This window comes from Curtobacterium sp. ME-Dv--P-122a, from assembly GCF_030209645.1.
GTDB classification, from domain to species: domain Bacteria; phylum Actinomycetota; class Actinomycetes; order Actinomycetales; family Microbacteriaceae; genus Curtobacterium; species Curtobacterium flaccumfaciens.
Map to the genome: position 1 here is coordinate 1 of NZ_JARVRO010000018.1, position 24,570 is coordinate 24,570.

21 protein-coding genes are annotated in these 24,570 nt (G+C 72.3%); 5 read left to right on the top strand and 16 right to left on the bottom strand.

The window, feature by feature from the left end; translation table 11 throughout:
- Positions 1–99: 99 nt before the first annotated feature.
- The 10 genes from QRN49_RS17175 to QRN49_RS17220 form a co-directional block, all read right to left on the bottom strand.
- Entirely contained in the window at positions 100–879 is a 780-nt protein-coding gene (locus tag QRN49_RS17175) for a putative protein N(5)-glutamine methyltransferase (protein ID WP_284756875.1), read from the bottom strand.
- Positions 876–1,853, bottom strand: coding sequence for a ribose-phosphate diphosphokinase (locus QRN49_RS17180; RefSeq protein WP_027464468.1), 978 nt, complete (start codon positions 1,851–1,853; stop codon positions 876–878). Before QRN49_RS17180 ends, QRN49_RS17175 begins: the two co-directional genes overlap by 4 nt.
- 61 nt (positions 1,854–1,914) lie before the next feature.
- Positions 1,915–3,342, bottom strand: a complete 1,428-nt coding sequence (gene glmU / locus QRN49_RS17185) for a bifunctional UDP-N-acetylglucosamine diphosphorylase/glucosamine-1-phosphate N-acetyltransferase GlmU (protein WP_071405222.1) — start codon at positions 3,340–3,342, stop codon at positions 1,915–1,917.
- A 150-nt stretch (positions 3,343–3,492) separates the two neighbouring features.
- Entirely contained in the window at positions 3,493–4,875 is a 1,383-nt protein-coding gene (locus QRN49_RS17190; RefSeq protein ID WP_284756876.1) for an MFS transporter, read from the bottom strand.
- Between the two features lie 212 nt (positions 4,876–5,087).
- Positions 5,088–6,119, bottom strand: a complete 1,032-nt coding sequence (locus QRN49_RS17195; RefSeq protein ID WP_284756877.1) for an NAD(P)-dependent alcohol dehydrogenase — start codon at positions 6,117–6,119, stop codon at positions 5,088–5,090.
- Complete coding sequence (locus QRN49_RS17200) at positions 6,116–7,426, bottom strand: ROK family transcriptional regulator (protein WP_284756878.1); 1,311 nt, start codon at positions 7,424–7,426, stop codon at positions 6,116–6,118. The genes QRN49_RS17195 and QRN49_RS17200 overlap by 4 nt, the downstream gene beginning before the upstream one ends.
- A gap of 120 nt (positions 7,427–7,546) precedes the next feature.
- A complete protein-coding gene (locus QRN49_RS17205; protein WP_209080105.1) occupies positions 7,547–8,596 on the bottom strand; it encodes a sugar phosphate isomerase/epimerase family protein in 1,050 nt (349 codons plus the stop codon).
- 34 nt (positions 8,597–8,630) lie between these two features.
- Complete coding sequence (locus QRN49_RS17210; protein ID WP_284756879.1) at positions 8,631–9,731, bottom strand: Gfo/Idh/MocA family protein; 1,101 nt, start codon at positions 9,729–9,731, stop codon at positions 8,631–8,633.
- Positions 9,728–10,435, bottom strand: coding sequence for a ThuA domain-containing protein (locus QRN49_RS17215; protein ID WP_284756880.1), 708 nt, complete (start codon positions 10,433–10,435; stop codon positions 9,728–9,730). The genes QRN49_RS17210 and QRN49_RS17215 overlap by 4 nt, the downstream gene beginning before the upstream one ends.
- Positions 10,432–11,628 carry a Gfo/Idh/MocA family protein gene (locus tag QRN49_RS17220; RefSeq protein ID WP_284756881.1) on the bottom strand — a complete coding sequence of 399 codons (1,197 nt, stop codon included), beginning with the start codon at positions 11,626–11,628 and terminating at the stop codon, positions 10,432–10,434. The genes QRN49_RS17215 and QRN49_RS17220 overlap by 4 nt, the downstream gene beginning before the upstream one ends.
- A gap of 97 nt (positions 11,629–11,725) precedes the next feature.
- On the opposite strand from QRN49_RS17220, the gene xylA reads away from it, so the two are divergent.
- The 3 genes from xylA to QRN49_RS17235 all read left to right on the top strand — a co-directional run bounded on the left by xylA (position 11,726) and on the right by QRN49_RS17235 (position 15,516).
- Positions 11,726–12,919 (top strand): xylose isomerase, encoded by a 1,194-nt coding sequence (gene xylA / locus QRN49_RS17225; RefSeq protein ID WP_284756882.1) that lies wholly within the window; start codon positions 11,726–11,728, stop codon positions 12,917–12,919.
- A gap of 61 nt (positions 12,920–12,980) precedes the next feature.
- Positions 12,981–14,444 carry a xylulokinase gene (gene xylB, locus QRN49_RS17230; protein WP_284756883.1) on the top strand — a complete coding sequence of 488 codons (1,464 nt, stop codon included), beginning with the start codon at positions 12,981–12,983 and terminating at the stop codon, positions 14,442–14,444.
- 82 nt (positions 14,445–14,526) lie between these two features.
- Positions 14,527–15,516: an acetylxylan esterase gene (locus QRN49_RS17235; RefSeq protein WP_209080109.1), complete on the top strand. Its 990-nt coding sequence runs from the start codon at positions 14,527–14,529 to the stop codon at positions 15,514–15,516.
- A gap of 34 nt (positions 15,517–15,550) precedes the next feature.
- Here QRN49_RS17235 and QRN49_RS17240 read toward each other — a convergent pair whose 3' ends face one another.
- Positions 15,551–16,513: a helix-turn-helix transcriptional regulator gene (locus QRN49_RS17240; protein ID WP_284756884.1), complete on the bottom strand. Its 963-nt coding sequence runs from the start codon at positions 16,511–16,513 to the stop codon at positions 15,551–15,553.
- Complete coding sequence (locus QRN49_RS17245) at positions 16,510–16,677, bottom strand: hypothetical protein (protein ID WP_163343324.1); 168 nt, start codon at positions 16,675–16,677, stop codon at positions 16,510–16,512. Before QRN49_RS17245 ends, QRN49_RS17240 begins: the two co-directional genes overlap by 4 nt.
- A 196-nt stretch (positions 16,678–16,873) precedes the next feature.
- On the opposite strand from QRN49_RS17245, the gene QRN49_RS17250 reads away from it, so the two are divergent.
- A complete protein-coding gene (locus tag QRN49_RS17250; RefSeq protein ID WP_209050269.1) occupies positions 16,874–17,629 on the top strand; it encodes a helix-turn-helix domain-containing protein in 756 nt (251 codons plus the stop codon).
- Positions 17,626–18,651, top strand: coding sequence for a glycosyl hydrolase family 18 protein (locus QRN49_RS17255; RefSeq protein WP_284756887.1), 1,026 nt, complete (start codon positions 17,626–17,628; stop codon positions 18,649–18,651). The genes QRN49_RS17250 and QRN49_RS17255 overlap by 4 nt, the downstream gene beginning before the upstream one ends.
- Positions 18,652–18,748: 97 nt before the next feature.
- Here the strand turns inward: QRN49_RS17255 and QRN49_RS17260 are convergent, their stop codons facing one another.
- From QRN49_RS17260 to QRN49_RS17275, 4 genes are read right to left on the bottom strand one after another with little or no spacing between them, the layout of a single operon-like run.
- Positions 18,749–21,265, bottom strand: a complete 2,517-nt coding sequence (locus QRN49_RS17260; protein WP_502869020.1) for a beta-xylosidase/alpha-l-arabinosidase — start codon at positions 21,263–21,265, stop codon at positions 18,749–18,751.
- Positions 21,262–22,143, bottom strand: coding sequence for a carbohydrate ABC transporter permease (locus QRN49_RS17265; RefSeq protein WP_017886791.1), 882 nt, complete (start codon positions 22,141–22,143; stop codon positions 21,262–21,264). Before QRN49_RS17265 ends, QRN49_RS17260 begins: the two co-directional genes overlap by 4 nt.
- Positions 22,143–23,165 (bottom strand): carbohydrate ABC transporter permease, encoded by a 1,023-nt coding sequence (locus QRN49_RS17270; protein WP_071405209.1) that lies wholly within the window; start codon positions 23,163–23,165, stop codon positions 22,143–22,145. Before QRN49_RS17270 ends, QRN49_RS17265 begins: the two co-directional genes overlap by 1 nt.
- A gap of 2 nt (positions 23,166–23,167) precedes the next feature.
- Positions 23,168–24,463 (bottom strand): ABC transporter substrate-binding protein, encoded by a 1,296-nt coding sequence (locus QRN49_RS17275; protein WP_194621489.1) that lies wholly within the window; start codon positions 24,461–24,463, stop codon positions 23,168–23,170.
- Positions 24,464–24,570: the final 107 nt, after the last annotated feature.

Here is a 24,570-nt window from a genome sequence, read left to right on the forward strand (position 1 = left end):
GCGACACTTCGTGCCGCCTCGACGAACCTGAGCGGCATGTCGTGACCACTCGGCGCCGGGTTTCGGCGGGAAAGTCAGGGCCAAGCGGACGGACCGGGGTCAGGCGGGCAGGGTCGCGACGACGCAGGTGCCGTCGACCTCGGCGTCCCGCTCGCCCACGGTGGAGAAGCCGGCGGCCGAGAACGCAGCGGCGGACGCCTCGGCCTGGGCCTCGGACACCTCGATGACGACGGCGCCACCGGGACGGAGCCACTCCCCCGCACCCGCTGCGATGCGGCGGTGCAGGTCGAGGCCGTCCGCACCACCGTCGAGGGCAACGCGGTGTTCGTGCTCGCGGGCTTCGCTCGGCATGAGTTCGATCGAGGCCGTCGGCACGTAGGGGGCGTTCACCGCGATGACCGCCACGGCCCCACGGAACCGATCGGGCAACGGCGCGAACAGGTCACCGGCGACGACGATGCCGCGGTCGCCGATGTTCTCGGCTGCGACGTCGACGGCGTCCGGGTCGATGTCCGTGGCGACGAGGTCGAGCGCGCCGACCCGACCGAACAGGGCCACCGAGATCGCGCCCGCACCGCAGCACAGGTCGACCACGCGGTCGTAGCGCTGCAGCCGACGCGCAGCCTGCTCGACGACGACGGTGGTGCGGGCGCGCGGCACGAAGACCCCGGGGGTCACCCGGATGCGGTGCCCGTCGAAGGCGGCCCAGCCGAGCACGTACTCGAGCGGCTCACCGGCCAGCCGACGCTGCACGAGGCTCCGGAGTCGCACCGGCTCACCGTCACCGGCCTCGAGCAACAGGTCGGCTTCGTCCTCGGCGAAGACGCTCCCCGCGGCCCGGAGCCGGACCGCGAGGGCGTCACGCGCGGGATGTGTCAAGCGGCTCCATCGAACATCGACGTCACGGAACCGTCGTCGAAGACCTCGTGGATGGCACGGGCGATGAGCGGAGCGATCGGCAGGACCTCGAGACGGTCCCAGCGCTTGTCCATCGGCAGGGGCAGGGTGTCCGTCACGACCACGCGGTCGATGAACTCGCTCTGCAGCAGCTCGGTGGCGGGGTCGGAGAAGACGGCGTGGGTCGCGGCGACGACGACTCCCGTGGCGCCGGCGTTCTTCAGCGCCTCGGCAGCCTTGGCGATCGTGCGGCCGGTGTCGATGAGGTCGTCGACGAGCAGGCACACGCGGCCGCTGACGTCACCGACGATCTCGTGCACCGAGACCTGGTTCGGCACGAGCGGGTCGCGGCGCTTGTGGATGATGGCGAGCGGGGCCCCGAGCTTCTCGGACCAGATGTCGGCGACACGGACGCGGCCCATGTCGGGCGACACGACGGTGAGCGTCTTCGGGTCGAGGATCTGGCGGAAGCGCTCGAGCAGCACCGGCATGGCGAACAGGTGGTCGACGGGGCCGTCGAAGAAGCCCTGGATCTGCGCGGCGTGCAGGTCGACGCTCATGATGCGGTGCGCGCCGGCGGCCTTGAACAGGTCGGCGACGAGGCGTGCCGAGATCGGCTCGCGGCCGCGGCCCTTCTTGTCCTGGCGCGCGTACGGGTAGAACGGCGCCACGACCGTGATGCGCTTCGCCGAGGCACGCTTCAGCGCGTCGACCATGATGAGCTGCTCCATGAGCCACTCGTTGATCGGCGCGGTGTGCGACTGGATGACGAAGGCGTCGCAGCCACGGACCGACTCGTCGAAGCGGGCGTAGAGCTCACCGTTCGCGAAGGTCCGGGCATCGGTCGGCACGAGGTCGACCCCGAGCTCCTCCGCGATCTCGGCAGAGAGCGCCGGGTGTGCTCGCCCCGAGACGAGGACGAGTCGTTTCTGGCCGGTTGTCTTGATTCCGGACAAGTGCGGTGCTCACTCCCTGACCCACGAGGGGTCGATGTCGGCGACGGGTGGTCGCCGGGATCTATTCGCCATTCGCGAGCCGAGCAGCCTCGGCCGCCGGTGTGCCGGGTCGGTGTTCCTCGACCCATCCGTCGGTGTTGCGCTGTGGGGCGTAGCTGATCGCGAGCGATCCTGCCGGAACGTCCTTGCGGACGGTGGTCCCGGCGCCGGTGTACGCACCGTCACCAATCCTAACGGGGGCGACGAACACGTTGTGCGAGCCTGTACGGACGTTCGAGCCGACCTCGGTGCGGTGCTTGTGCACGCCGTCGTAGTTCGCGGTGATGGTGTTCGCGCCGATGTTCGAGTCCTCGCCCACTTCGGCGTCGCCGATGTAGGACAGGTGCGGGACCTTGCTGCCTCGGCCGATCCGGGCGTTCTTCGTCTCGACGAAGGTGCCGATCTTGCCGTCGTCACCGAGGATCGTGCCCGGCCGCAGGTAGGCGAACGGGCCGACCGAGGCACCGTCCCCGATCACGGCGAGGGTGGCGTCGACGCGGTTCACGGTGGCGCGGGCCCCGACCTCGGTGTCGCGCAACGTGGTGTCCGGTCCGACGACGGCACCGGCGGCGATCGCGGTGGCGCCGATGAGCTGGGTGCCGGGCAAGACCTCGGCGTCGGGCTCGATGGTGACGTCGAGGTCGATCCAGGTGGACGCCGGGTCCTGCACGGTGACGCCGGCGAGCTGGTGGCGGCGGACGATGCGGGCGTTGAGTTCCCGCGCGGCGTCGGAGAGCTGGGCACGGTCGTTGATGCCGGCGACGAGCCACGGGTCGGTCAGGGTGACCACGTCGATGCGCCCGCCGCGCTCGCTGATCAGCGCGGGAGCGTCGGTGATGTACTTCTCGCCCTGGGCGTTCGCCGTGGTGAGCGACGGCAGGGCCGCCCGGAGGCGTGCCACGTCGAACGCGTAGATGCCCGCGTTCGCCTCGGTGATGGTCAGCTGCTCGGCGGTCGCGTCCTTGTGCTCGACGACGCTGACGAAGGCGCCGGAAGCGTCGCGCACGATCCGTCCGAGGCCGGTCGGGTCCGGGGCGATGGCGCTCACGAAGGTCGCGCCGTTGCCGCCGCCGACGTGGGCGTCGACGAGGAGCCGGAGCGAGGCGGCGTCGAGCAGCGGGACGTCGCCGGACAGCACCACGACGGCGCCGTCGAAGTCGGCGGGCAGTGCTTCGACCGCCACCTCGACCGCACGGCCGGTGCCGGGGACGTCGTCCTGGTCGACGACGATCGCGTCGGGGGCGCGCTCGACGACCTCGGCCGCGACGAGGTCACGCTCGTGCCGCACGACGACGGCGACGTGCTCGGGGCTGAGCGACGACGCCGTGCGCAGGACGTGCCCGATGAGCGGCAGTCCGGCGAGCCGGTGCAGCACCTTGGGCGTGGACGACTTCATGCGCGTGCCCTGCCCGGCGGCGAGGACGACGACGGCGATGCGCTGGTCGGTCATGCACCCATCCTGGCGCACCGCAGCCCGGGCCGCCCGACGCGACCACGGCCCTGTGCGGAACCATGCGCACAACCGCAGCCTGTGGACGGACCGGCACCGCGCCTCCAGGCCGCCTGACGGGGAGCTCGGGCCGGCCCCGCCCGCCGAGGATCAGGCCCGCGTGCCCTGCGGTTCCCGCTTGACGAACGCCATCAGCACCAGCCCGGCGACGAGCACGACGACCACGCCGAGGATCCCGAACCGGGTCGACCCACCGACGGTCACCGCGACGCCGAACAGCGCCGGCGCGAGGAACGACGCGGCCCGGCCGGTGGTCGCGTAGAGGCCGAAGAGCTCGCCCTCGCGGCCGGGGGTCGTCAGCCGCGCCAGGTACGCGCGGGACGACGACTGCACCGGGCCGACGAACACGGCGAGGGTCAGCCCGAGCACCCAGAACCACTGCGTCTCGTTGCCGGCGGCGAAGACCCCGACCCCGCACACGGCGAGGCCGACGAGCGAGACCATGATGAGCGCACGCGACCCGAACCGGTCGTCGAGGCGTCCGGAGACGAACGTCGCGATGCCGGCCACGACGTTCGCGGCGATGGCGAACAGGATGACCTGCGACGGCGTGAACCCGAACACCTGCGCGGCGACGATCCCGCCGAACGTGAAGACGGCCCCGACGCCGTCGCGGAACACCGCGCTGGCGAGCAGGAACGCGAGGACGTTGCGGCGCTCCCGCCACAGCCGTGCGATGTCCCGGCCGAGGTCCGCGTAGGCACTGAACACGCCGCCGCCGCGGGTCCGGTCGGGCACCGCCTCGGGCACGGTGAGGAACAGCGGGATCGAGCTGACGGCCAGCCAGACGGCGGCGATGCCGATCGCGACGCGGACGTCCCACTGCCCGGTGGCGACGGTGGCCGGCAACTGCAGGAGCCCGCCGACGACCCCGTCGCCCCGGAAGTCCTGGATGCAGAGCACGAGCAGCAGGACGAGCAGCACGATCCCGCCGAAGTACCCGGCCGCCCACCCGATGGCGGAGACCCGGCCGGTGCGTTCACCCGACGCGACCTGCCCGATCATGGCGTTGTAGCCGACGCTCGCGATCTCGTACGCGACGGTGCCGATGCCGAGCAGGGCCGCTCCGAGCAGCAGGTACGGCTGGCTCGGCGCGACGAAGACCATGCCCCCGATCGACAGTGCGACGCCGATCGTGGCGATGAGGACCGAGCGGCGGCGGTGTCCGGACGAGTCCGCGAGCCGCCCCATGGCCGGTGCCACCAGGGCCACGACGATGCCCGCGATGGTCAGTGCGGTGGACACGACGGCCGCGTTGTGCGCGAGCTCGCGTTCCACGATCGCCTTGCCGGCCGCGGACGTGTCGCCGACGAGCGCCGGGTCCACGAACGCCCGGCTGGCCAGGTACGTGCTGAACACGAAGGTGGTGACGACCGCGTTGAACGCGGCGGAACCCCAGTCCCAGAGCGCCCAGGAGACGAGCGCGCGCCGGTCGGTGCGCTGCGGCACGACGGCGGCCGGTGAAGCGGTCATGCGCGAACCGTAGCGCGTCCCGGTGACGCGGCGGTGGCCCCGTTCCGGGTCACGTGCCGGACGGGAGGCGCGAGGCGGCCCGGCCCCGCGCCTCCCGTCCGCACCGTGCGTACGTCGCCACCCGGTGCGCGCTTCCACGCACCGTGCCCGGCTGCAACGCCGCACCAGGCGCGCAACGCGGCCCGGACCGGCGAAACCCGCACCGTGCCCGCTCAGGCCGGGACGCCGCCGGGGTAGACGACGGACTTGAGCGACTCCGGGTCGGTGTCGCTCTCGAGGGCCTCGCGGACGTCGTCGAGCCCGAAGCGACCGGTGACGAGCGAGTCGAGGTCGACCTGCCCGGACGCGACCAGCTCGATGGCGACCGGCCAGGTGTTCGTGTACCGGAAGATCCCGGTGACCGTGACCTCGAGGTTCTGGATGTGCTCGACCGGCAGCGTCATCTCGGAGTTGCCGAGCCCGACCAGCACCGCGGCACCCGCCGGACCGACCGCCTTGATGCCGTCCGACACCGCTCGGGGTGCGCCGCTGGCGTCGATGAACGCGTCGACGGGGACGATGTCGGACGCGACGGACACGGCGGTGGGGTCGACGACCTCGGTGGCGCCGTACTCCAGGGCCCGCGCACGACGCTCCGGCACCAGGTCGCTGACGACGATGCGCGACGCACCGAAGGCCTTCGCGACCTGGGCGCAGATGATGCCGATGGGACCGGCGCCGGCGATGAGCACCGAGGAACCGGGCACGATACCGGCCTTGCGGACGGCGGCGATGCCCACGGACAGGGGTTCGAGGAGCGCGCCGGCCTCGAAGGAGACGGCGTCGGGCAGGACGTGGGCGAACTCGGCCTCGATGGTGACGAACTCGGTGAAGGCCCCGTCGACCGGCGGCGTCGCGTAGAAGCGCATGTGCGGGCAGAGGTTGTAGCGGCCGGCCAGGCACTGCGCGCAGCGGTGGCAGGGGCGCTGCGGCTCGATGGCCACGCGCTCCCCCACGCGGGACGGGTCGACGCCCTCTCCGACGGCCTCGATCGTGCCGGACAGCTCGTGCCCGAGGACGAGGGGCTCCTCGACGACGAAGTCGCCGATGCGGCCGTGGCGGTAGTAGTGCACGTCGGAGCCGCAGACACCCACGGCGGCGACCCGGACGAGCACGTCGCCGGGGTCGACGGCGGGGACGGGGCGGTTCTCGACGGTGAGGTCCTGGGTGCCGAGCAGGACGCTGGTGCGCTGGGTGGAGGTCATGCGGTTCTCGCTTCCTCGGCCGCGTCGTCGCGGCCGGACGTTTGGGTGGTGGAGGGGGCGGCGGCGGGCGCCGCGGGCATGCTCGCCGTCGCTGTCGCTGGTGCCGGTGCAGGCGCAGGCGCAGGCGCATGTGCCGCCGCCGGTACCGCCGGCATCGCGGCGTCGCGCAGCAGCTCCGCGAAGCCGATCTCGGCGGCGCCACGGACCAGGACGTCACGGCCGAGTGCCGCCGGGACGATCCGGAGCCGATCGGTCATGGCGGCCATCGTCTGCGCCCGGACGTCGGTCTCGACCCGGTCGCCGACGTGCCCGAGCAGCGCACCGAGGAACCCGCCGAGCACGACGACCTCGGGGTCGACGGTGTGGATGGCGTTCCGCAGTGCGGTCGCGAGTGCGGTGACCTGTCGGTCGACGACCCGCTCGACCTCGGGGCGGCCCTCGGCGAGCGCCGCGGCGAGCGCATCGAGGTCGTCCGGCGGGGTCCCGGTGACGGCGGTGAGGGCGGAGCGTGAGGCCTCGGTCTCCAGGCAGCCGACCGCACCGCAGTGGCAGCGGATCCCGTTCGCCGCGACGAAGGTGTGCCCGAGCTCGCCCGCGTACCCGTCGGCGCCGCTGAAGGGCCGGCCGGCGCTGACGATCCCACCGCCGATGCCGCTCGCGCCACCGTTCAGGTAGACGAGGTCGTCGACGCCGCGGGCGCTGCCGTACAGCCGTTCCGCCCAGGCGCCGAGGTTGGCGTCGTTCGCGGCCCGGACCGGCAGCCCCAGGCGTTCCGCGAGCGGTGCGGCGAGGGGTTCGTCACGCCAGCCGAGGTGCGGGGCGTCGCGCACGGTGCCGTCCTCGACCCGGACGATGCCGGGCACGGCGACGCCGACCCCGACGATCCGGGCCGCCGGTCCGGTGCGGGCGAGGAGTGCTGCGAGGACCCGGGCGACGGCGTCGATCGCCTGCGCCGCGGTCGGCACGGTGGTCTGCGGTTCGACCAGCCGGTCGCGGACGGTGCCGTCGAGGCCGACGAGGGCGACCCCGACGGCGTCGATCTCGACCGTGACCGCGGCGGCGAGGACGTCGCCGGACGCACGGACGACCCCGCTCGGCCGTCCGACACCGGCACCGGGGGTCCCCGCGGCGGGGGTCTCCTCGTGCACGAGCCCGGCGTCGACGAGTTCCCCGACGAGCGCGAGGATCGTCGAGCGGTTCAGGCCCGTGCGCCGGGTGAGCTCGGCGCGGGTGACGGGGCCGTCCTCGTGGACGAGCCGGAGGACGCGCGCGGCGTTGCCCGGCGTCGCCGTGGGCTGCCGTGCCATGGGTCCTCCTCGGTGGTGGGTGCGGTCGTGGGTGGGGTTTCGGGCTGAGCGACGAGTTTCGCACCGGCGGGCCCGTGAACTGTCGCGCAGCGCGAAACCTCGGCGACCGCGACCGGCCGGTCAGCGCGACTGCGAGAACGCGGCGTCGAACGCGGCGTCCGGCGGCGCGATGGTACCGAGCTGCCGGACGAACGCCAGCGCCTCGGGCCCGCCGACGAGCCGGTCCATGCCGGCGTCCTCCCACTCGACGCTGGTCGGTCCGGCGTACCCGATGTGGTTCAGCACGCGGAACACCCGTTCCCACGGCACGTCCCCGTGGCCGGCGGTGACGAAGTCCCACCCGCGCCGGGGATCGCCCCACGGCAGGTGCGAGGACAGCCGACCGTTGCGCCCGTCGAGCTGCTTCACCGACTCCTTGCAGTGCACGTGGTACACCCGGTCGGCGAAGTCGAGCAGGAACGCCGCGGGGTCGAGGTCCTGCCAGACGAAGTGCGACGGGTCGAAGTTGAACCCGAACGCCGGCCGGTCGCGGAACACCTCGAGGGTCCGCGCAGCGGTCCAGTAGTCGTAGGCGATCTCGGACGGGTGCACCTCGAGCGCGAACCGGACCCCGACCTCCTCGAAGACGTCGAGGATCGGTGACCAGCGGTCGTGGAAGTCCTGGTACCCGGCGTCGATCATCCCCGGGGGCACGGGCGGGAACCCGGCGACGGTCTTCCAGATCGACGAGCCGGAGAAGCCCGTGACGGTGTCCACCCCGAGCGCCGCGGCGGCACGGGCAGTCCACTGCAGCTCCTCGGCCGCACGCTGCCGCACGCCCTCGGGGTCGCCGTCGCCCCACACGTGCGGCGGGACGATGTCCTCGTGCCGCTGGTCGATGGGGTCGTCGCACACGGCCTGGCCGACCAGGTGGTTGGCGATCGTCCAGACCTGCAGCCCGTTGCGTTCCAGGATCGCCTTGCGCTCGGCGACGTACGAGGGGTCCGTCGCGGCGCGCCGGACGTCCAGGTGGTCACCCCAGCAGGCGATCTCCAGCCCGTCGTAGCCCCACTCGCCGGCGAGCCGGGCGACCTCCTCGAAGGGCAGGTCGGCCCACTGCCCGGTGAACAGGGTGACCGGCCTGGAGGCCCGGGTCGTCTCCGTCGTGTCGCTCGCGTCCGTCGTCGTCATCGTCGTCGTCCTTCTTCGCGGTGGTCGGGTTCCGTCACCAGGATCCGGGTGCGGACCCGGCGGGGACGGTGGCGGGTCGCTCGACGCGCGAGTGCACGTCGACGACCGAGTGGTCTCGGGCGGCGGCGGAGACCGCCTCCATGACCTCGAGCACGTGGAACGCGAGGTCGCCGGAGGCTCGGTGCGGTCGGTCCGTCGCGATCGCGTGGGCCATGTCGGCGAGGCCGTAGCCGCGGCCGGCGTCGGCGTACCCGGCGGCGACCGGCAGGTCCCGCCACGAGCGGTCGTCGGCGGTGGCGATCGACACGGTGTCCGAGAACCGGTTCGGGTCCGGGACACCCAGGGTGCCGGCGGTGCCGTACACCTCGAACAGCGGGGCGCGGGTGGCCCAGACCTCGAACGAGACGGTCACGGTGGAGACCACCCCGCCTTCGTGCTCGAGGATCGCGACGACGTGCGTGTCGATGTCGACCGGGATCGACATGCCGGCGTTCGGTCCGGTCGCGATCGTCCGTTCGCGGGTGGAGCGGGTCGCACTGCCGCTGACCCGGACGACCGGCCCGAAGAACGTGACGAGGCTGGTCAGGTAGTACGGCCCCATGTCGAGGAGCGGTCCGCCGCCCGGCTGGTAGTAGAACGCCGGCGCGGGGTGCCAGAGCTCGTGCCCGGGGGCGCTCCAGGCGACGGCGGCACCGACCGGGGTGCCGATCGCGCCGTCGTCGAGGGCGGCCCGTGCGGTCTGGATGCCGGTGCCGAGGACGGTGTCCGGTGCGCTGCCGACGCGCAGGCCGGCGGCGCGGGCTGCTTCGAGCACCGGTGCGGCCTCGGCGGTGGACATCGCGAGCGGCTTCTCGCCGTAGACGTGCTTGCCGGCGGCGAGGGCCCGGGTGGCGATGTCGGCGTGCGCGGCCGGGATCGTCAGGTTGAGCACCACGTCGACGTCGTCGGCGGCGAGCAGGTCGTCCACGGTGGTGCCGCGAACGCCCTGAGCTGCACCGACCTGCTGGGAGCGGGCGACGTCGAGGTCGGCGACCGCCACGAGCGACAGCCCGGGCAGCGCCGGGAAGTGCTCGAAGTACTGCTGGCTGATGACCCCGACGCCGACGACGCCGACCCGCAGTGCTCGTTCGTTCACCGTGCTGCCCACAGGAGTCCCCGTTCGATGATGGTGCGGAGTGGCTGCGACTCGACGACCTCGAGGCGGTGCCCTGGTGCGGAGACGAACACGCGGCCCTCGCCCCACTGCCGTGTCCAGATCGCCGGTGCGGTGACCGGTCGGTTCCAGGCGTCGAAGTCGCGCGCGTCCTGGGTGGTGGTCGCGAGGACGTCGTTGTACTCGTCGGACAGCACCCAGTACTGCTCGGTGACGAGGTCGAAGTCCTCGATGCCCTGCGTGATCGGGTGCTCGTGCCCGAGGTCGGTGAGGTGCACCGTGTACGGGATGTAGTTGTCCGACTGTTCCCCGACGCGCTCGTCGGGGTGCTTGCCGGCGTGGTGCGCGAACTGCCCGCCGATCATGTGCAGGTAGTCGGCGGTGTTCCGGAACGCGTCCGCGATGCCGCCGTGCCAGCCGGCCAGTCCGGCGCCGCCCAGGACCGCGCGCTGCAGCCCGGCGAACTCGTCGTCGGCGATGGTCGACATCGTGACGACCTGCACGATCAGGTCGACCTCGTCCATGACGGTGGCGTCGGCGTAGACGGCCGTCGAGTCCGACACCCGGACCTCGAACCCGTTCTCGCGCAGGAACGGGACGAACAGGTCGGTGGTCTCGACGGGCTGGTGGCCGTCCCACCCGCCGCGGACGACGAGCGCCTGGCGGGTCTGCTCGGCGGCGCTCACGAGGTCGCCGTCCAGGTGCTGCCGGCGGCGGCGCTGCGTTCGACCGCGTCGAGGACCCGCTGCACGTGCAGGCCGTCGGCGAACGATGGCGACGGGTCGGTGCCGGCGACGATCGCGTCGACGAAGTCCTTCACCTGGTGGCTGAAGGTGTGCTCGTACCCGATGAGGTGCCCGGTCGGCCACCACGCGGCCATGTAGGGGTGCTCGGGCTCGGTGACGAGGATGCGGCGGAACCCCTGCTCCCCCGCGGGGGCGTTCGACTCGTACAGCCGGAGCTCGTTCATCGCCTCGAGGTCGAACTGGATCGCGCCCTCGGACCCGCTGATCTCGAGCGTCAGACCGTTCTTCCGCCCGGTCGCGTAGCGCGTGGCCTCGAACGTGCCGATCGCACCGTCGGCCGCGCCGCCACCCAGGCGGGCGGTGAAGAACGCGGCGTCGTCGACGGTGACCTGCCCGCGCTCGCTCGACGCGGTGCCGGAGAGCCCGACCCCCTCGGCCATCAGCGGACGCTCCGTCACGAAGGTCTCGAGCGTGCCGGAGACGGTGGCGAGCGACGCACCGGTGACGTGCTCGACCAGGTCGATGGCGTGCGCGCCGATGTCACCGAGGGCCCCCGAGCCGGCGAGCGACTTGTCGAGGCGCCAGGTCATCGGGCCGTCCTCGTCCGCCAGCCAGTCCTGCAGGTAGAGCGCGCGGACCTGGCGCACGGTGCCGATCCGGCCGTCCTGCACCAGCTGCCGCGCGAACGCGATGGCCGGCACCCGGCGGTAGCTGAACCCGACCATCGCCCGGACGCCCTGTGCACGGGCGGCGTCGGCGGCGGCGGTCATCGCCTCGGCCTCGGCGACGGTGTTCGCGAGCGGCTTCTCGCACAGGACGTGCTTGCCGGCCTGGAGCGCGGCGATCGCGATCTCGACGTGCGAGGACCCCGGGGACACGACGTCGACCACGTCGATGTCCGGATCGGCGATGACGGCACGCCAGTCGGTGGACGCCGCCTGCCAGCCGTACTGCTGCCGAGCGGCTTCGGTGCGTCCGGGATCACGCCCGACGACCACGGCCATCTCCGGCTCGGCTCCGAGGTCGAAGAACCTGGGGGCGGTCCGCCACGCCTGTGAGTGTGCGGCTCCCATGAAGCCGTGCCCCACCATCGCGACCCGCAGTCGTTGCTGCACCGTCGACTCACTTGCCATCCGCTCGCTCCTTTGCGATCACGTGCTTGCCACAGCCAACACTACCGCTTATGTTGGGCGCGGCAACATTTTGTTTCGACGACGAACGGTGACCACCATGGCAACGACGCCCACCCGTGCAGACAAGTTCTCCTTCGGTCTCTGGACCATCGGCTACAACGGCTCCGACCCCTTCGGCGGGCCGACCCGACCCGCCCTCGACGTGGTCGAGGCGGTCGAGAAGCTCGACGAGCTCGGGGCCTACGGCCTGACCTTCCACGACGACGACCTGTTCGCGTTCGGTTCCACCGACGCCGAACGCCAGACCCAGATCGACCGCCTCAAGGGTGCGCTCGAGTCGACCGGGCTCGTCGTGCCGATGGTCACGACGAACCTGTTCTCCGCCCCGGTCTTCAAGGACGGCGGCTTCACCTCGAACGACCGGCAGGTCCGCCGCTTCGCGCTCCGCAAGGTGCTCCGCAACATCGACCTCGCCGCCGAGCTCGGCGCGTCGACGTTCGTGATGTGGGGTGGCCGCGAAGGCTCCGAGTACGACAGCGCCAAGGACGTGCAGGCCGCGCTCGAGCGCTACCGCGAGGCCGTCAACCTGCTCGCCCAGTACGTCACCGACAAGGGCTACGGCATCCGGTTCGCCATCGAGCCGAAGCCGAACGAGCCCCGCGGCGACATCCTCCTGCCGACCCTCGGCCACGCGATCGCCTTCACCGAGACGCTCGAACGCCCCGAGCTGTTCGGCATCAACCCCGAGGTCGGCCACGAGCAGATGGCGGGCCTGAACTTCACGGCCGGCATCGCCCAGGCGCTCTACCAGGGCAAGCTCTTCCACATCGACCTCAACGGCCAGCGCGGCATCAAGTACGACCAGGACCTGGTGTTCGGTCACGGCGACCTGCAGAACGCGTTCTCGCTCGTCGACCTGCTCGAGCACGGCGCCCCGCAGGGCGGCCCGGCGTACGACGGCCCGCGCCACTTCGACTACAAGCCGAGCCGCACCGAGGACATCACCGGCGTCTGGGACTCCGCGTCGGCCAACATGCGCATGTACCTGCTCCTCAAGGAGCGTGCGCAGGCGTTCCGCGCCGACCCCGAGGTGCAGGCAGCGCTCGAGGCCTCCAAGGTCGGCGAGCTGTCGACGCCGACGCTGAACGACGGCGAGTCGTACGACACGTTCCTCGCCGACCGTTCCGCCTACGAGGACTTCGACACCGACGCGTACTTCGGCGGCAAGGGCTTCGGCTTCGTCCGCCTGCAGCAGCTCGCGATGGAGCACCTCATGGGCGCGCGGAATTGAACGCGGACGCGCCAGCGGCCGCATTCTGCGCGCCGAGGCGGCCTGCCGCCGAGGAGAACTGATGGCACTCGTCGCGGGGGTCGACTCGTCGACCCAGTCCTGCAAGGTCACCATCCGTGACGCCGCGACCGGTGCGGTCGTCCGCGAGGGACGCGCGTCCCACCCGGACGGCACCGCCGTCGACCCCCGTCACTGGTGGGACGCGCTCGGTGCCGCCGTCGCGGACGCCGGCGGCCTCGACGACGTCGGTGCCGTCGCCATCGCCGGGCAGCAGCACGGCATGGTCGCGCTCGATGCCGACGGCCGCGTGGTCCGCGACGCCCTGCTCTGGAACGACGTCCGCAGTGCGGACGCGGCCGCGCAGATGGTCGACGAGCTCGGACAGGAGGCGTGGGTCGCCCGAACGGGGCTGGTGCCGGTCGCGTCGTTCACCGGTACCAAGCTGCGGTGGCTCCGCGACGCGGAGCCCGAGAACGCGGCCCGCGTCGCGGCCGTGGCGCTCCCCCACGACTGGCTGTCGTGGCGGCTCCGCGGGTACGGACCGGCGGACGAGAGCCCGCTCGGCCCCGACCTCGACGCCCTGGCGACGGATGCGTCCGACGCCAGCGGCACGGGGTACTGGGACCCGGTGCGCCGCGAGTACGACCCGGAGCTGTTCGAGCTCGCGCTCGGGCGGCCGATGCGGCCGGCGTCGATGGGTGACGACGACGCCGTGGTCGTGCCCCGCGTGGTCGCTCCCGACGAGGCGATGGGCACCCTGTCCACCGACGTCGAGCTGCCCGGCGGCGCGGTCGCCCGGTCCGGCCTCGTCGTCGGCGCCGGACTCGGCGACAACGCCGGGGCAGCGCTCGGCCTGGGTCTCGGCCCGGGTGACGTCGCGGTGTCCCTCGGCACGAGCGGCACGGTCTTCGGGGTCAGCGACGCCGAGGTGCGTGACCCGAGCGGGACCGTGGCGGGCTTCGCCGACGGGACCGGGTCGCGCCTCCCGATCGTCACGACGCTCAACGCGGCCCGCGTGCTCGAGGTGATCGGCGGCCTGCTCGGCGTCGACCACGACGCACTCGGCGAGCTGGCGCTGCAGGCGCCGGCCGGGGCCGACGGCCTCGTGCTGGTGCCGTACTTCGTCGGCGAGCGCACGCCCAACCGGCCGGACGCGACCGCATCGCTGCTCGGCATGACGCCGGCGACCACCGACCGGGCGCACCTGGCCCGGGCGGCCGTGGAGGGGATGCTCTGCGCCCTCGCCGACGGACTGGCCGCGGTGCAGGACACCGGGGTGACCGTCGAGCGGCTGCTGCTCATCGGCGGCGCTGCGCGGAACCCGGCGGTCCGCGCCGTCGCCGCGCAGGTGTTCGGCCGTGACGTCCTGGTGCCGGAGCCCGGCGAGTACGTCGCCGCGGGTGCTGCGAAGCAGGCCGCGTGGGCGCTCACCGGCGCACTGCCGACGTGGGACACCGCGACGACCACCGTGCCGTCCGACCCGCACCCCGAGGTGCTCGAGCAGTACCGCGCCGCGGCGCGCTGACCGACGCACCGGATCCGACACTCCCCGCCCCCGGCGCCCTCCACCAGGGCGCCGGGGGCATCATCGTCCCCGGAGGACACCCATGCCACTGACCGACCTGCCCCTCGACGCGCTCCGCGCCCACCGCTCGGACGTCCGTCGTCCCGCTGACTTCGACGCCTTCTGGGCGGACACGATCGCCGCCGCCCGGACCGCGGGCGAGGGGTTCGAGACGACCCTCGTGCCGGCCGAGACCCCGGTGACCGGGCTCGTCGTCGAGGACCTCACGTTCCCCGGGTTCGCCGGTGACCCGGTGCGCGCGTGGGTCAACCGTCCCGTGACGGACGACCCGGGCGCGCTGCCGGTCGTCGTCGAGTTCCTCGGCTACGGCGGTGGCCGTGGTCGGCCGGGCGAGCGCGTGCACTGGGCCCTCGCCGGCTACGTGCACGTGGTGATGGACACCCGCGGCCAGGGCTCCGGGTGGGCCGGCGGCGACACCCCGGACCCGCACGGCTCCGCACCGCACGCCAGCGGCTGGATGACGAGCGGCATCGGCTCGCCTGCCGACCACTACTACCGCCGCGTCTACACCGACGCCGTGCGGCTCGTCGAGGCGGTGCGGACGCTGCCCGGGATCGACCCCGAGCGCATCGCCCTGACCGGCGGCAGCCAGGGCGGCGGCATCACGATCGCCGCAGCGGCCCTGGTCGAGGCACACGTCGGACCGGTCGCCGCGGTGCTGCCCGACGTGGCGTTCCTGGCCGACTGGCGGAACGGCACCGACGTCGCGGTCGGCGGGCCGTACCTGGAGCTCGCGCAGTACCTCGCCGTCCACCGCGACGCGGCCGACACCGTGTGGGCGACCGCCGCGTACCTGGACGGGGTGAACCACGCCGTCGGCATCACCGCTCCCTCGCTGTTCTCGGTCGCGCTGATGGACGACGTCGTGCCGCCGCGCACGACCTTCGCCGCGTTCAACGCCCTCGGCTCCACCGACCGCGAGATCGTCGTGTACCCGTACAACGGGCACGAGGGTGGCGGCTTCCGGCACTGGGAGCGTCAGGCGGCGTTCCTGGCGGACCGCTTGCGCTGACGGACGTCGGGCGGCAGACGTCGGGCGTCAGGGTTCAGGTGCTCGTCTGGAGCGTCTTCTTCGGGTACTCGTCGAAGCGCTGGAAGTACGTGCTCGAGAACCGCCCCATGTGGCGGAACCCCCACCGGCGCGCGATCTCGGCCACCGTCGTCTGCGCACCGTCGGCGAGCTGGAGCGCGATCCGCACCCGGTCGAGACGGACCTGCAGCAGGTACGTCATGGGGCTCACGCCGACGTGCTGCACGAAGTTCTCCTGGAGCGTGCGGGAGCTGACCCCGACGGCCCCGCAGACGTCCGCGAGCTGGAGCGGCCGGTCGCAGTGCTCCGCGAGCCAGGCCTGTGCGAGCTGCACGGTGTTCTCCGTCCGGCGCACCGGCCGCGCGTCGGGTTCGGCGTCCGCCCCGCCGAAGGCCCGCAGGACGGACTCGGCGAGCAGCACCTGTGCCGACAGGTGCCCGCGCAGGTTGCGGTCGGGGTGCAGCGCGTTGACGGCGACCGCATCGATGCGGGCGAGCAGGTTGGACACCTCGGCATCGGCCGGGCGGGATCGCAGTCGGCCGGCGAAGCGGTGGTCGAACACGACCCCGTTCACGGCGTCGAGGAAGCCGCGGTCGACCCGCAGGACCTGGACGGTCCCCGCCGGCACGAGCAGCGTGAACGGCCGGTCCGTCGGCAGGACCACCGGCACGCCGGGCCGGGTGGGCGCGTCGTCGTCGATGCGGAGACAGCCCGCGGTCGACCACGCCAGCACCGGCGTGCCGTCCGGCGTGAACGAGGCGGCGGCGGCGGTCGACACCGCCGACGACAGCAGCGCGACGTTGTGGTGGCGCACCGTCCGGTGGCGGAACGCGAACCGGTCGGTGGGCGCGAACCGGACGTCGCGACCGTCGTACACGGCACGCACCGTTCGGAGGGCGTCCGCGGTGGTCCGGCCGCACCGCTCGGCGGTCCGGGGCGCGTTGCCGACGGCGACCCGCGGGACGGTGTCGCTGCTCACTGGCCCGACCCTCGCCGGGCGCGGAGGTCCGCGAAGGTGAACCGCTCGCGGTCGACGTCGTCCTCGGACTGCACGATCCACCCGCGTCGGGCAGCGCGTGCCCGAGCCCGGTAGGAGGTGATGTGGACCGGGGCGACCCCCGGTGCACGCTCGTAACCACTCATGGGAGCCTCCGATCTGCCCCCTGGCCTCCGACCCTGTTCGGAGGGGGACAGTTTGAGTACCTCTCGGACGATAAGCACCCGCACCGGGGTCCACAATGACCCCCGAACGGGTGCGATCCACATCCGCGCACCCCGGATAACGGCGGCGTCGTGGCGTCGGAGGCCGATCCACACGAGCGCCTCGTACCCTCCACGTATGGACCAGGCACCGACCACGGCGAGTGGTCCCGAGCACGGCGGAGCACGGCTGTCCCGCACCGTGCACGAGGCGCTGCGGTTCGTGCACGCCCACGCCCGCGAAGCGATCTCCGTACCGGACATCGCCGCCGCCGCACACCTGTCGACCCGCGGCCTGCAGAGCGCGTTCCGGCGGGAGCTGCAGACCTCACCCGCGTCGTACCTGCGCGGCGTGCGGCTCGAGGGCGTCCGCCGGGACCTGCTGTCCATGACACCCGCCGACCGTCGCACCATCGCGGACGTCGCCAAGCACTGGCACTTCAGCAACGCCGGCCGGATGGCGGCCGAGTACCGCGCCGCGTTCGGCACCGCACCGTCCGCGGCGCTCCGGTCGTTCGACCCGGAGGACCCGGACCCCCGCGCCACGTCGGACCTCGCCGGGTCCCCGGGCGAGGGATCACGCTTCCGGATCGTGCTCGACTGCGAGGTGGAGGTCGACGACGCCGACGCGACCTTCGCCAGCGCCCTGCGCCGCGCGCAGGGCGACGACCGCCCCTGGCACGGCTACGACCCCGACGGCAGCACGGCCGACGTCGTCGCGTTCCTGCTGGCGAGCGCCGTCCGCGGGGTCGCCGGAGAGACCTCCGGCATCCGGCTGCGTGCGGTCAACCCGATGATGCGGGCGCCGGACGAGCACGGCGGGTACCCGTCCGCCGAGCTCCCGCCGTGGTCGGCACCCGGCCACCCCGAACGGCAGGACGGTTCCCCAGCATGACGCTCGACCACTGCGGCCGTTGGACGGTCCTGCTCGCCGCCGCGCTCACCGCGGGACTCGCACTCGCCGGCTGCACGGCCCCGACCGCCGCCCACGCTGATGGGTTCGACGTGACCGGCTTCCAGCCCGAGAACGCCGACACCGCCCTGGTGGACGCGAACGCCGCCGCGATGGACGTGGTCGGCGTCGACGGCCTGCTGGTGAACAGCACGGGCACGAAGGTCACCGCACCGTCACGCGCCGCCAAGGCCCAGCGCAACCGGGCACACGCCAACGGGCTCACCGCGCAGCTGCTCGTCAGCAACTACTCCGAGGCCGACGGGGACTTCAGCGAGCCGATCGCGCGGAAGCTCCTGACCTCGCCAGCGAACCGCGCCCGGGTCGTCCGATCACTCGCCGCCGACGTGGCCACGGGCGGCTGGGACTCGGTCATGATCGACCTCGAAGCGCTGACCCCGGCCGAGAAGCCCGGCCTCACCGCCTTCGCCCGTGAGCTCCGGGCCGCCGTCGGCGACGACGTCCGGCTCGACATCGCCCTGTCCGCTTCGACCACGGCCGCCGGGTACGCCCGCCTGGGCTACGACGTGCGCGCCCTCCGCGCCCCGCTCGACCACCTGACGCTCATGGCGTACGACCAGCACGGCCCCTGGGAGCCGGACGCACCCGGCCCCGTCGGGTCGCTCGCGTGGTCGTCGAAGGCCGCCCGTGCGCTCGCGACCCTCGCTCCCGCCGACCAGATCGTGCTCGGTGTCGCCGGGTACGGCTACCACTGGAAGGGGAAGCGTCCGGCCGGTCAGCTCTCCGACGCCCAGGCCCGGCTCCGGGCCCGGAAGGCGGGCGCGACCGCCCACTGGGACGCGACGGTCGGCGAGTGGACCGCGACCCTGCCGAGCGGTGAGGTGCTCTGGTGGTCCGACGCACGCTCGCTGCGCGAGCGGGTCGCCCTGGCGGAGCGGCTCGGCCTGACGGGCGTCGCCGTCTGGTCACTGGACCTGTCCGACCGGATCGAACCGGTCGGGTGACCGCGACCCGCTGACGGACAGGAGGCGCGGTGCGAGCCCGCACCGCGCCTCCTGTCCGTCGCCTGGTCGCGCCCAGGGCGCGTGTTCCGTCACCAGGTCAGACGAGCGACCACTCCACCAGGCGGGGGTCGTCGGGGGTGACCTCGTGCACCGCGCCCGTGACCGCGACGGTGGCGCGCTCCGTGGCGGTGCCGGGGACGGGGTGTCGGACCGGCCCGTCGCCCGAGGCGACGATCCCACCCGCTGCCACCGGGCCTCCTGGCCGGGACGCCGCCGCGTGCGACGCGACCCAGACCTGCACGTCGCCGGGCTCGACGACCTTGCGCATGTGACGGTCGGTGAACGCGAAGCGCTGCACCGGGACGCGGAAGCGGACCCGCGCGGACTCCCCCGCGGCGAGCGCGACCCGCGCGTAGCCGAGGAGCTGCACCTCGGGCCTGGTGACGCTGCCGTGCACGTCGTGCCCGTAGAGCTGCACGACGTCCTCGCCGGCACGGGACCCGGTGTTCCGGACCGTCACCGACGCGGTGAAGACGCCGTCGGATCGGACGTCCGGGTCGACGACGAGCTCGTCGTGGGCGAAGTCGGTGTAGCCCAGGCCGAAGCCGAACGGCCGCACCGGCGTCGAGTCAGCGGCCGTGACGTCGGACGGGCCGCCGAGCCGCGGGTGCAGGTAGGTGAACGGCTGCGCACCGGCGGACCGGGGCAGGGACAGCGGCAGGCGGCCGGAGGGCGAGGCGGCGCCGGTCAGCATGTCGGCGATCGCCAACCCGCCGCCCTCGCCCGGGAAGAACGCCTGCACGACCGCGGCCGGACGCGGCTGGTCGCCGTCGAGCGCCCAGCCGATCGCGTACGGACGGCCGCTGAGCAGCACCATCACGGTGGGGGTGCCGGTCGCGACGACCGCCTCGACCAGCTCGCGCTGCACACCGGGCAGGTCGAGCGACTCGGTGTCGTTGCCCTCGCCGACCGTGCCGCGGCCGAAGAGTCCGGCCTGGTCGCCGACGACGACCACCGCGACGTCCGAGGCGGACGCCACGGCGACCGCGTCGGCGAAACCGGCCCGGTCGTCGCCCGTGACGGCGCAGCCCGCGGCGAAGCGGACCGCCGCCGGGCCGAGGGCCCGGACGACGGCTTCGCGGACGGTCGGGATCGCGAAGCCGAGCGGCAGGTCGGGGTGCGAGGCGAGCACGTGGTTGGCGAACGAGTAGCAGCCCTGCAGGGCCTCGGCGCGGTCGGCGTTCGGGCCGATGACCGCGACCGAGGCGCCCGGTGCGAGCGGGAGGACGGGGGTGGTGCTGTCGGCGGTGCCGCTGTCGTTCGACAGCAGCACGAGCGACTTCGCAGCCAGCTGCCGTGCGAGCGCCTGGTGCAGCGGGGTGTCGAGGTCGATCCCGGTGGGGGCGTCCTCGGCGAACGCGTCCGGTTCGAGCAGGCCGAGCCGCTCCTTCTGCCGGAGCACCCGGAGCACGGCACGGTCGACGAGCGCCTCGTCCACCTGCCCGCTGCGGACCCGCTCGACCAGCGGCGCGAGGTACGCGTCACCGGTCGGGAGCTCGACGTCGATGCCGGCCTCGAGCGCCAGCGCCGCGGCCTCGCCACGGTCGGCGGCGATGCCGTGCATGACCTCGAGGAACGCCACCGAGAAGTAGTCCGCGACGACCGTGCCGTCGAAGCCGAGCCGGTCGCGGAGCAGGTCGGTGAGCAGCTCGCCGTTCGCCGCGACGGGCACGCCGTCGATCTCGGCGTACGAGTTCATGACGCTCCGGGCGCCGCCGTCGCGCAGCGCCATCTCGAACGGCGGCAGGTAGACGTCGGCGACCTCGCGGGCCCCGGCGTGCACGGGAGCGTGGTTTCGCCCCGCCTGCGACGCCGAGTACCCGAGGAAGTGCTTCAGGGTCGCGTCGACCCCGGCCGACTGCAGCCCACGCACGTACGCGGTGCCGACGGTGCCGACCAGGTAGGGGTCCTCGGCGATGCACTCGTCGACCCGCCCCCAACGCGGGTCGCGGATGACGTCGAGGACCGGCGCGAGGCCCTGGTGGACGCCGAGCTGCCGCATCGACGCACCGATCGCGGCGCCGACCTGCTCGACGAGCTCCGGGTCGAACGACGCGCCCCACGCCAGCGGGGTCGGGAACGTCGCGGCCTTCCACGCGGCGAGGCCGGTCAGGCACTCCTCGTGGACGAGCGCGGGGATCCCGAGCCGGGTCTCGCGCTGCAGGCGGCGCTGTTCGGCCCAGAGCCAGGCGGCACGCTCGTCGGGTTCGACGGGGCGGGTGCCGTAGACGCGGGTGAACTGCCCGATGCCGTCGCGCGTGATGTCCGCCAGGGTGCTGCCCTGCTGCACGGCCGCCATCTCGCCCTGCATGGGGGCGACGACGCCGTTCTGGTCGAGCCAGTAGCCGACGAGCTGGGCGACCTTCTCGTCGAGGGTCATCACGGCGAGCAGGGCGTCGGCGCGGGGTCCGGCGGTGGTCGCGGTCGCGTCGGTCGCGGTCGCGTCCGTCGCGACTGCGTCCGTCGCGGTCGTCGCGTCCGTCGCGTCCGTCGTGCTGTCGGCCTGGAGGCGCGGGTCGCGTCCGGCGGTCCGCGTCGCGTCGGTCGCGGTCACCCCTTCACCGCCCCGGTCAGGCCGCCGACGATGCGACGCTGGAAGATCGTGAAGAACACGAGCGCCGGGATCATCGACATCGAGGTGAACGCGAGCACCTTGGCGGTGTCGACGGAGTACTGCGACGAGAACGACTGGACCCCGAGCGGCAGCGTGTACGCGGCCTCGTTGTTCAGGATGAACAGCGGCAGGATGTAGCTGTTCCAGCTCGCGATGAACGCCAGGATGCCGACCGTGACGACGCCGGGCAGCGACAGCGGCACGACCATCCGGAAGAAGAACCCGAGACGGCTCGCTCCGTCGATGGACGCGGCCTCCTCGAGCTCGTCGGGGATCGCCCGCAGGAACGGCACCAGGATGATGACGGTGGTCGGCAGCGCGAACGCGATCTGCGGCAGGATCACGCCGGCCAGGCTGTTCGTCAGGCCGAGGTCCTTGACGAGCAGGTAGAGCGGGGTGATCGCGACGGTGATCGGGAACATCAGGCCCGCGGCGAACAGGGCGTAGAGCGCCCCGCGGCCGGCGAACCGGTAGCGGGCGAGCACGAAGCTCACCATCAGCCCGAGCACGACGACCCCGAGGGTGGTGGTGACGGCGCTGATCGTGGAGTTGCCGAGCTGCTGCCAGAAGATGCCGCTCGACAGCACGGAACCGTAGTTGCCGAACTCGAACGGTGCCGGCAGTCCGGCGGGGCTCGTGGTGATCTGCGAGTTGGTCCGGAAGCCGCCCAGCACGATGTAGAGCACGGGTGCCAGGTTGGCGGCGACGAACAGGATCGCGACGACGTAGGTCAGCGGGTTCGCGCGTCCGATCGCGGCACTGGACCGGCGCTCCCGCACGGCCCGGCGCCCGGGGGCGACGATGCTCGTGGTGGCCATCAGTTCTTCCTCTCGGTGAGTGCACCCGCGGTGTCGCGGCGGAGCACGAAGCGCTGGTAGATCAGGGCGACCACGAGCGAGATCACGAACATCACGACCGCGACGGCGCTGCCGAAGCCGAAGTTGCCCGAGGTCCGGCCGTTGGCGACCATGTACGTCGCCATCGTCGAGGTGCCCGCGGTGGACGCGATGTACTGGCCCCAGATGATGTAGACGAGGTCGAACAGCTGCAGCGAGCCGATGATCGACAGGAACGCCCAGATGCGGATGGTCGGGCCGAGGAGCGGCAGGGTGATGCGCCGCTGGATCTGCCAGTAGCCGGCGCCGTCGATGGCGGCCGCCTCGAACAGCTCCTCGGGGATGCTCTGCAGGCCGGCGAGGAACAGGATCACCGCGAAGCCGATGTACTTCCACGAGATGATCACGAGCAGCGTCCAGATGGCGATGTCGGGGTTCGACAGCCAGTCCGCACGGAGTCCGCCCAGGCCGATGCTCTGGAACAGGTCGTTCACGGCGCCGTTCGACTGGAGCATCAGGCTCCACCCGGTGCCGACGATCACCTCGGAGATGACGTACGGCACGAAGACGAGCACGCGGACGAGCCCGCGGCCGTGCATCTTCTGGTTGAGCAGCAGTGCGAGCACGATCGCGATCGGCCCCTGCAGCACCAGCGAGAGCACGACGATGAAGCCGTTGTGCATCAGGACCGCGTGGAACGCCTTGTCCTGGAAGATGATCAGGTAGTTCTGCAGTCCGACGAAGTCGGTGGGCGGGCCGTAGCCCTGCCACTTGAAGAACCCGTAGTAGGCGGCGAGCGCCACGGGCAGGATCACGAACGTGACGAAGACGATGACCGCGGGTCCGGCGAGGACCGCGATCTCGACGCGCTTCCGCCAGTCCGCGATGCGGCGCTTGGTCCGCCGACCGGCGGGGAGCGGCGAACCGCTCCCCGCCGGGGACGTCCCCGCGGCCGTGTCCGACCCGGTGGCCGGAGTCGTACCGAGCGAGGTGTCGAGGGTCATGCTCAGCCCTTGGCCGCAGCCTGGTTGGTGGTCTCGACGATGTCCTTCGCGTCGCCCTTGCCGGCGAGCAGGTCGACGACGCTGGTGTTCAGCGCGTTGCCGACGTTCTGGCCGTACAGGGTGTCGAGGTACTGCGAGACGAACGGGGCGTCCTGGTAGGCGGCCAGGGCCGACTTCAGGTAGTCCGAGTCGACGACCGACTGGGCCTCCTTGTTGACCGGGATGGCGTTGAAGGCCTTGTAGTAGGCCTCCTGGTTGTCCTTCTGCACGATGAAGTTCAGGAAGTCGGTGCACGCCTTCTTCGGGGCCTGTGCGGAGCAGGAGTTGCCGTCGACACCACCCATCATCGACTTCGGGTCACCCTTGCCACCGTCGGTCGCGGGGAACGGGAACCAGCCGAGGTCGGGCAGCGGCTTGGCGTCCGGCGTCAGCGACGCGATCACGCCCGGGTCCCACGCACCCATGAGCTCCATGGCTGCCTTGTGGTTGGCGAGGAGACCGGCGGAGCTGCCGGCTCCCTGCTGCGCCGCGGTGGTCAGGAAGCCGTTGTTGAAGGGCTTGGTGGCGTTGAAGTCCTCGAGCTGCTCGCCGGCCTTCGTCCAGCAGGCGTTGTCGAACTTCAGGGACTTCGCCGCGTCCTCGAGCGTCTTCTGGCTGCACTCGCGGAGCGCGAAGTTGTAGTACCAGTGGGCGGCCGGCCAGGCGTCCTTCGCGCCGACGGCGACCGGGTCGATGTCCTTGGCCTTGAGCTTCGTGATCGCGTCGTTCAGCTCGTCCATGGTCGTGGGCGTGCCCTCGATGCCGGCTTCCTTGAACAGGTCCTTCGAGTACCAGATGCCCTCGGGGAGCACCGCGCCCGGCATGGCGTAGGTCTTGCCGTCCTTCTCGTACCCGGCGAACGTGCCCGCGCTGATGGACTTCTTCGCGTCGGCGCTGATGGAGTCGGAGATGTCCATGAGCTGCCCGGCAGCGATCATCGCGTCCATCTTGCCGCCGCCGCGCTGCAGGAACACGTCGGGGGCGTCGCCGGAGTTGAGGGCGGTCTGGAGCTTGCCGTCCAGGTCCTCGTTCTGGATCGCCTGGGTCTTGATGGTGACGTTCGGGTACTTCTCCTCGAACGCCTTGACCGTCGAGGCCCAGTAGGCCTTGCCCGGTCCGGTGGTCGAGTTGTGCCAGAAGGTCATCGTGACCTTCCCGCCGTCCTCGGAGGCATCGCTGCCCGCCGAGCACCCACTGGCCACCAGTGCTGTGGCCCCGATCAGCGCGATGGCTGCCGCGGCACGGATCTTCCTCGTCATCGTGGAACTCCTGAAGTGTCGTCGTTGACATGCGCGACATCGACTGCCGCTGCGGAGAGCATGCCTGCTGCTCCACGCCCATGTCAATCGATATCGATAACGTTTTC

Coding starts and splice junctions, on each gene's coding strand:
- QRN49_RS17195 (WP_284756877.1), bottom strand. CDS start 6,119: ATGACCTCCACCCAGCGCACCAGCGTCCTGCTCGGCACCCAGGACCTC.
- QRN49_RS17265 (WP_017886791.1), bottom strand. CDS start 22,143: ATGGCCACCACGAGCATCGTCGCCCCCGGGCGCCGGGCCGTGCGGGAG.
- QRN49_RS17205 (WP_209080105.1), bottom strand. CDS start 8,596: ATGACGACGACGGACGCGAGCGACACGACGGAGACGACCCGGGCCTCC.
- QRN49_RS17255 (WP_284756887.1), top strand. CDS start 17,626: ATGACGCTCGACCACTGCGGCCGTTGGACGGTCCTGCTCGCCGCCGCG.
- xylA (WP_284756882.1), top strand. CDS start 11,726: ATGGCAACGACGCCCACCCGTGCAGACAAGTTCTCCTTCGGTCTCTGG.
- QRN49_RS17275 (WP_194621489.1), bottom strand. CDS start 24,463: ATGACGAGGAAGATCCGTGCCGCGGCAGCCATCGCGCTGATCGGGGCC.
- xylB (WP_284756883.1), top strand. CDS start 12,981: ATGGCACTCGTCGCGGGGGTCGACTCGTCGACCCAGTCCTGCAAGGTC.
- glmU (WP_071405222.1), bottom strand. CDS start 3,342: ATGACCGACCAGCGCATCGCCGTCGTCGTCCTCGCCGCCGGGCAGGGC.
- QRN49_RS17250 (WP_209050269.1), top strand. CDS start 16,874: ATGGACCAGGCACCGACCACGGCGAGTGGTCCCGAGCACGGCGGAGCA.
- QRN49_RS17245 (WP_163343324.1), bottom strand. CDS start 16,677: ATGAGTGGTTACGAGCGTGCACCGGGGGTCGCCCCGGTCCACATCACC.
- QRN49_RS17190 (WP_284756876.1), bottom strand. CDS start 4,875: ATGACCGCTTCACCGGCCGCCGTCGTGCCGCAGCGCACCGACCGGCGC.
- QRN49_RS17235 (WP_209080109.1), top strand. CDS start 14,527: ATGCCACTGACCGACCTGCCCCTCGACGCGCTCCGCGCCCACCGCTCG.
- QRN49_RS17270 (WP_071405209.1), bottom strand. CDS start 23,165: ATGACCCTCGACACCTCGCTCGGTACGACTCCGGCCACCGGGTCGGAC.
- QRN49_RS17200 (WP_284756878.1), bottom strand. CDS start 7,426: ATGGCACGGCAGCCCACGGCGACGCCGGGCAACGCCGCGCGCGTCCTC.
- QRN49_RS17220 (WP_284756881.1), bottom strand. CDS start 11,628: ATGGCAAGTGAGTCGACGGTGCAGCAACGACTGCGGGTCGCGATGGTG.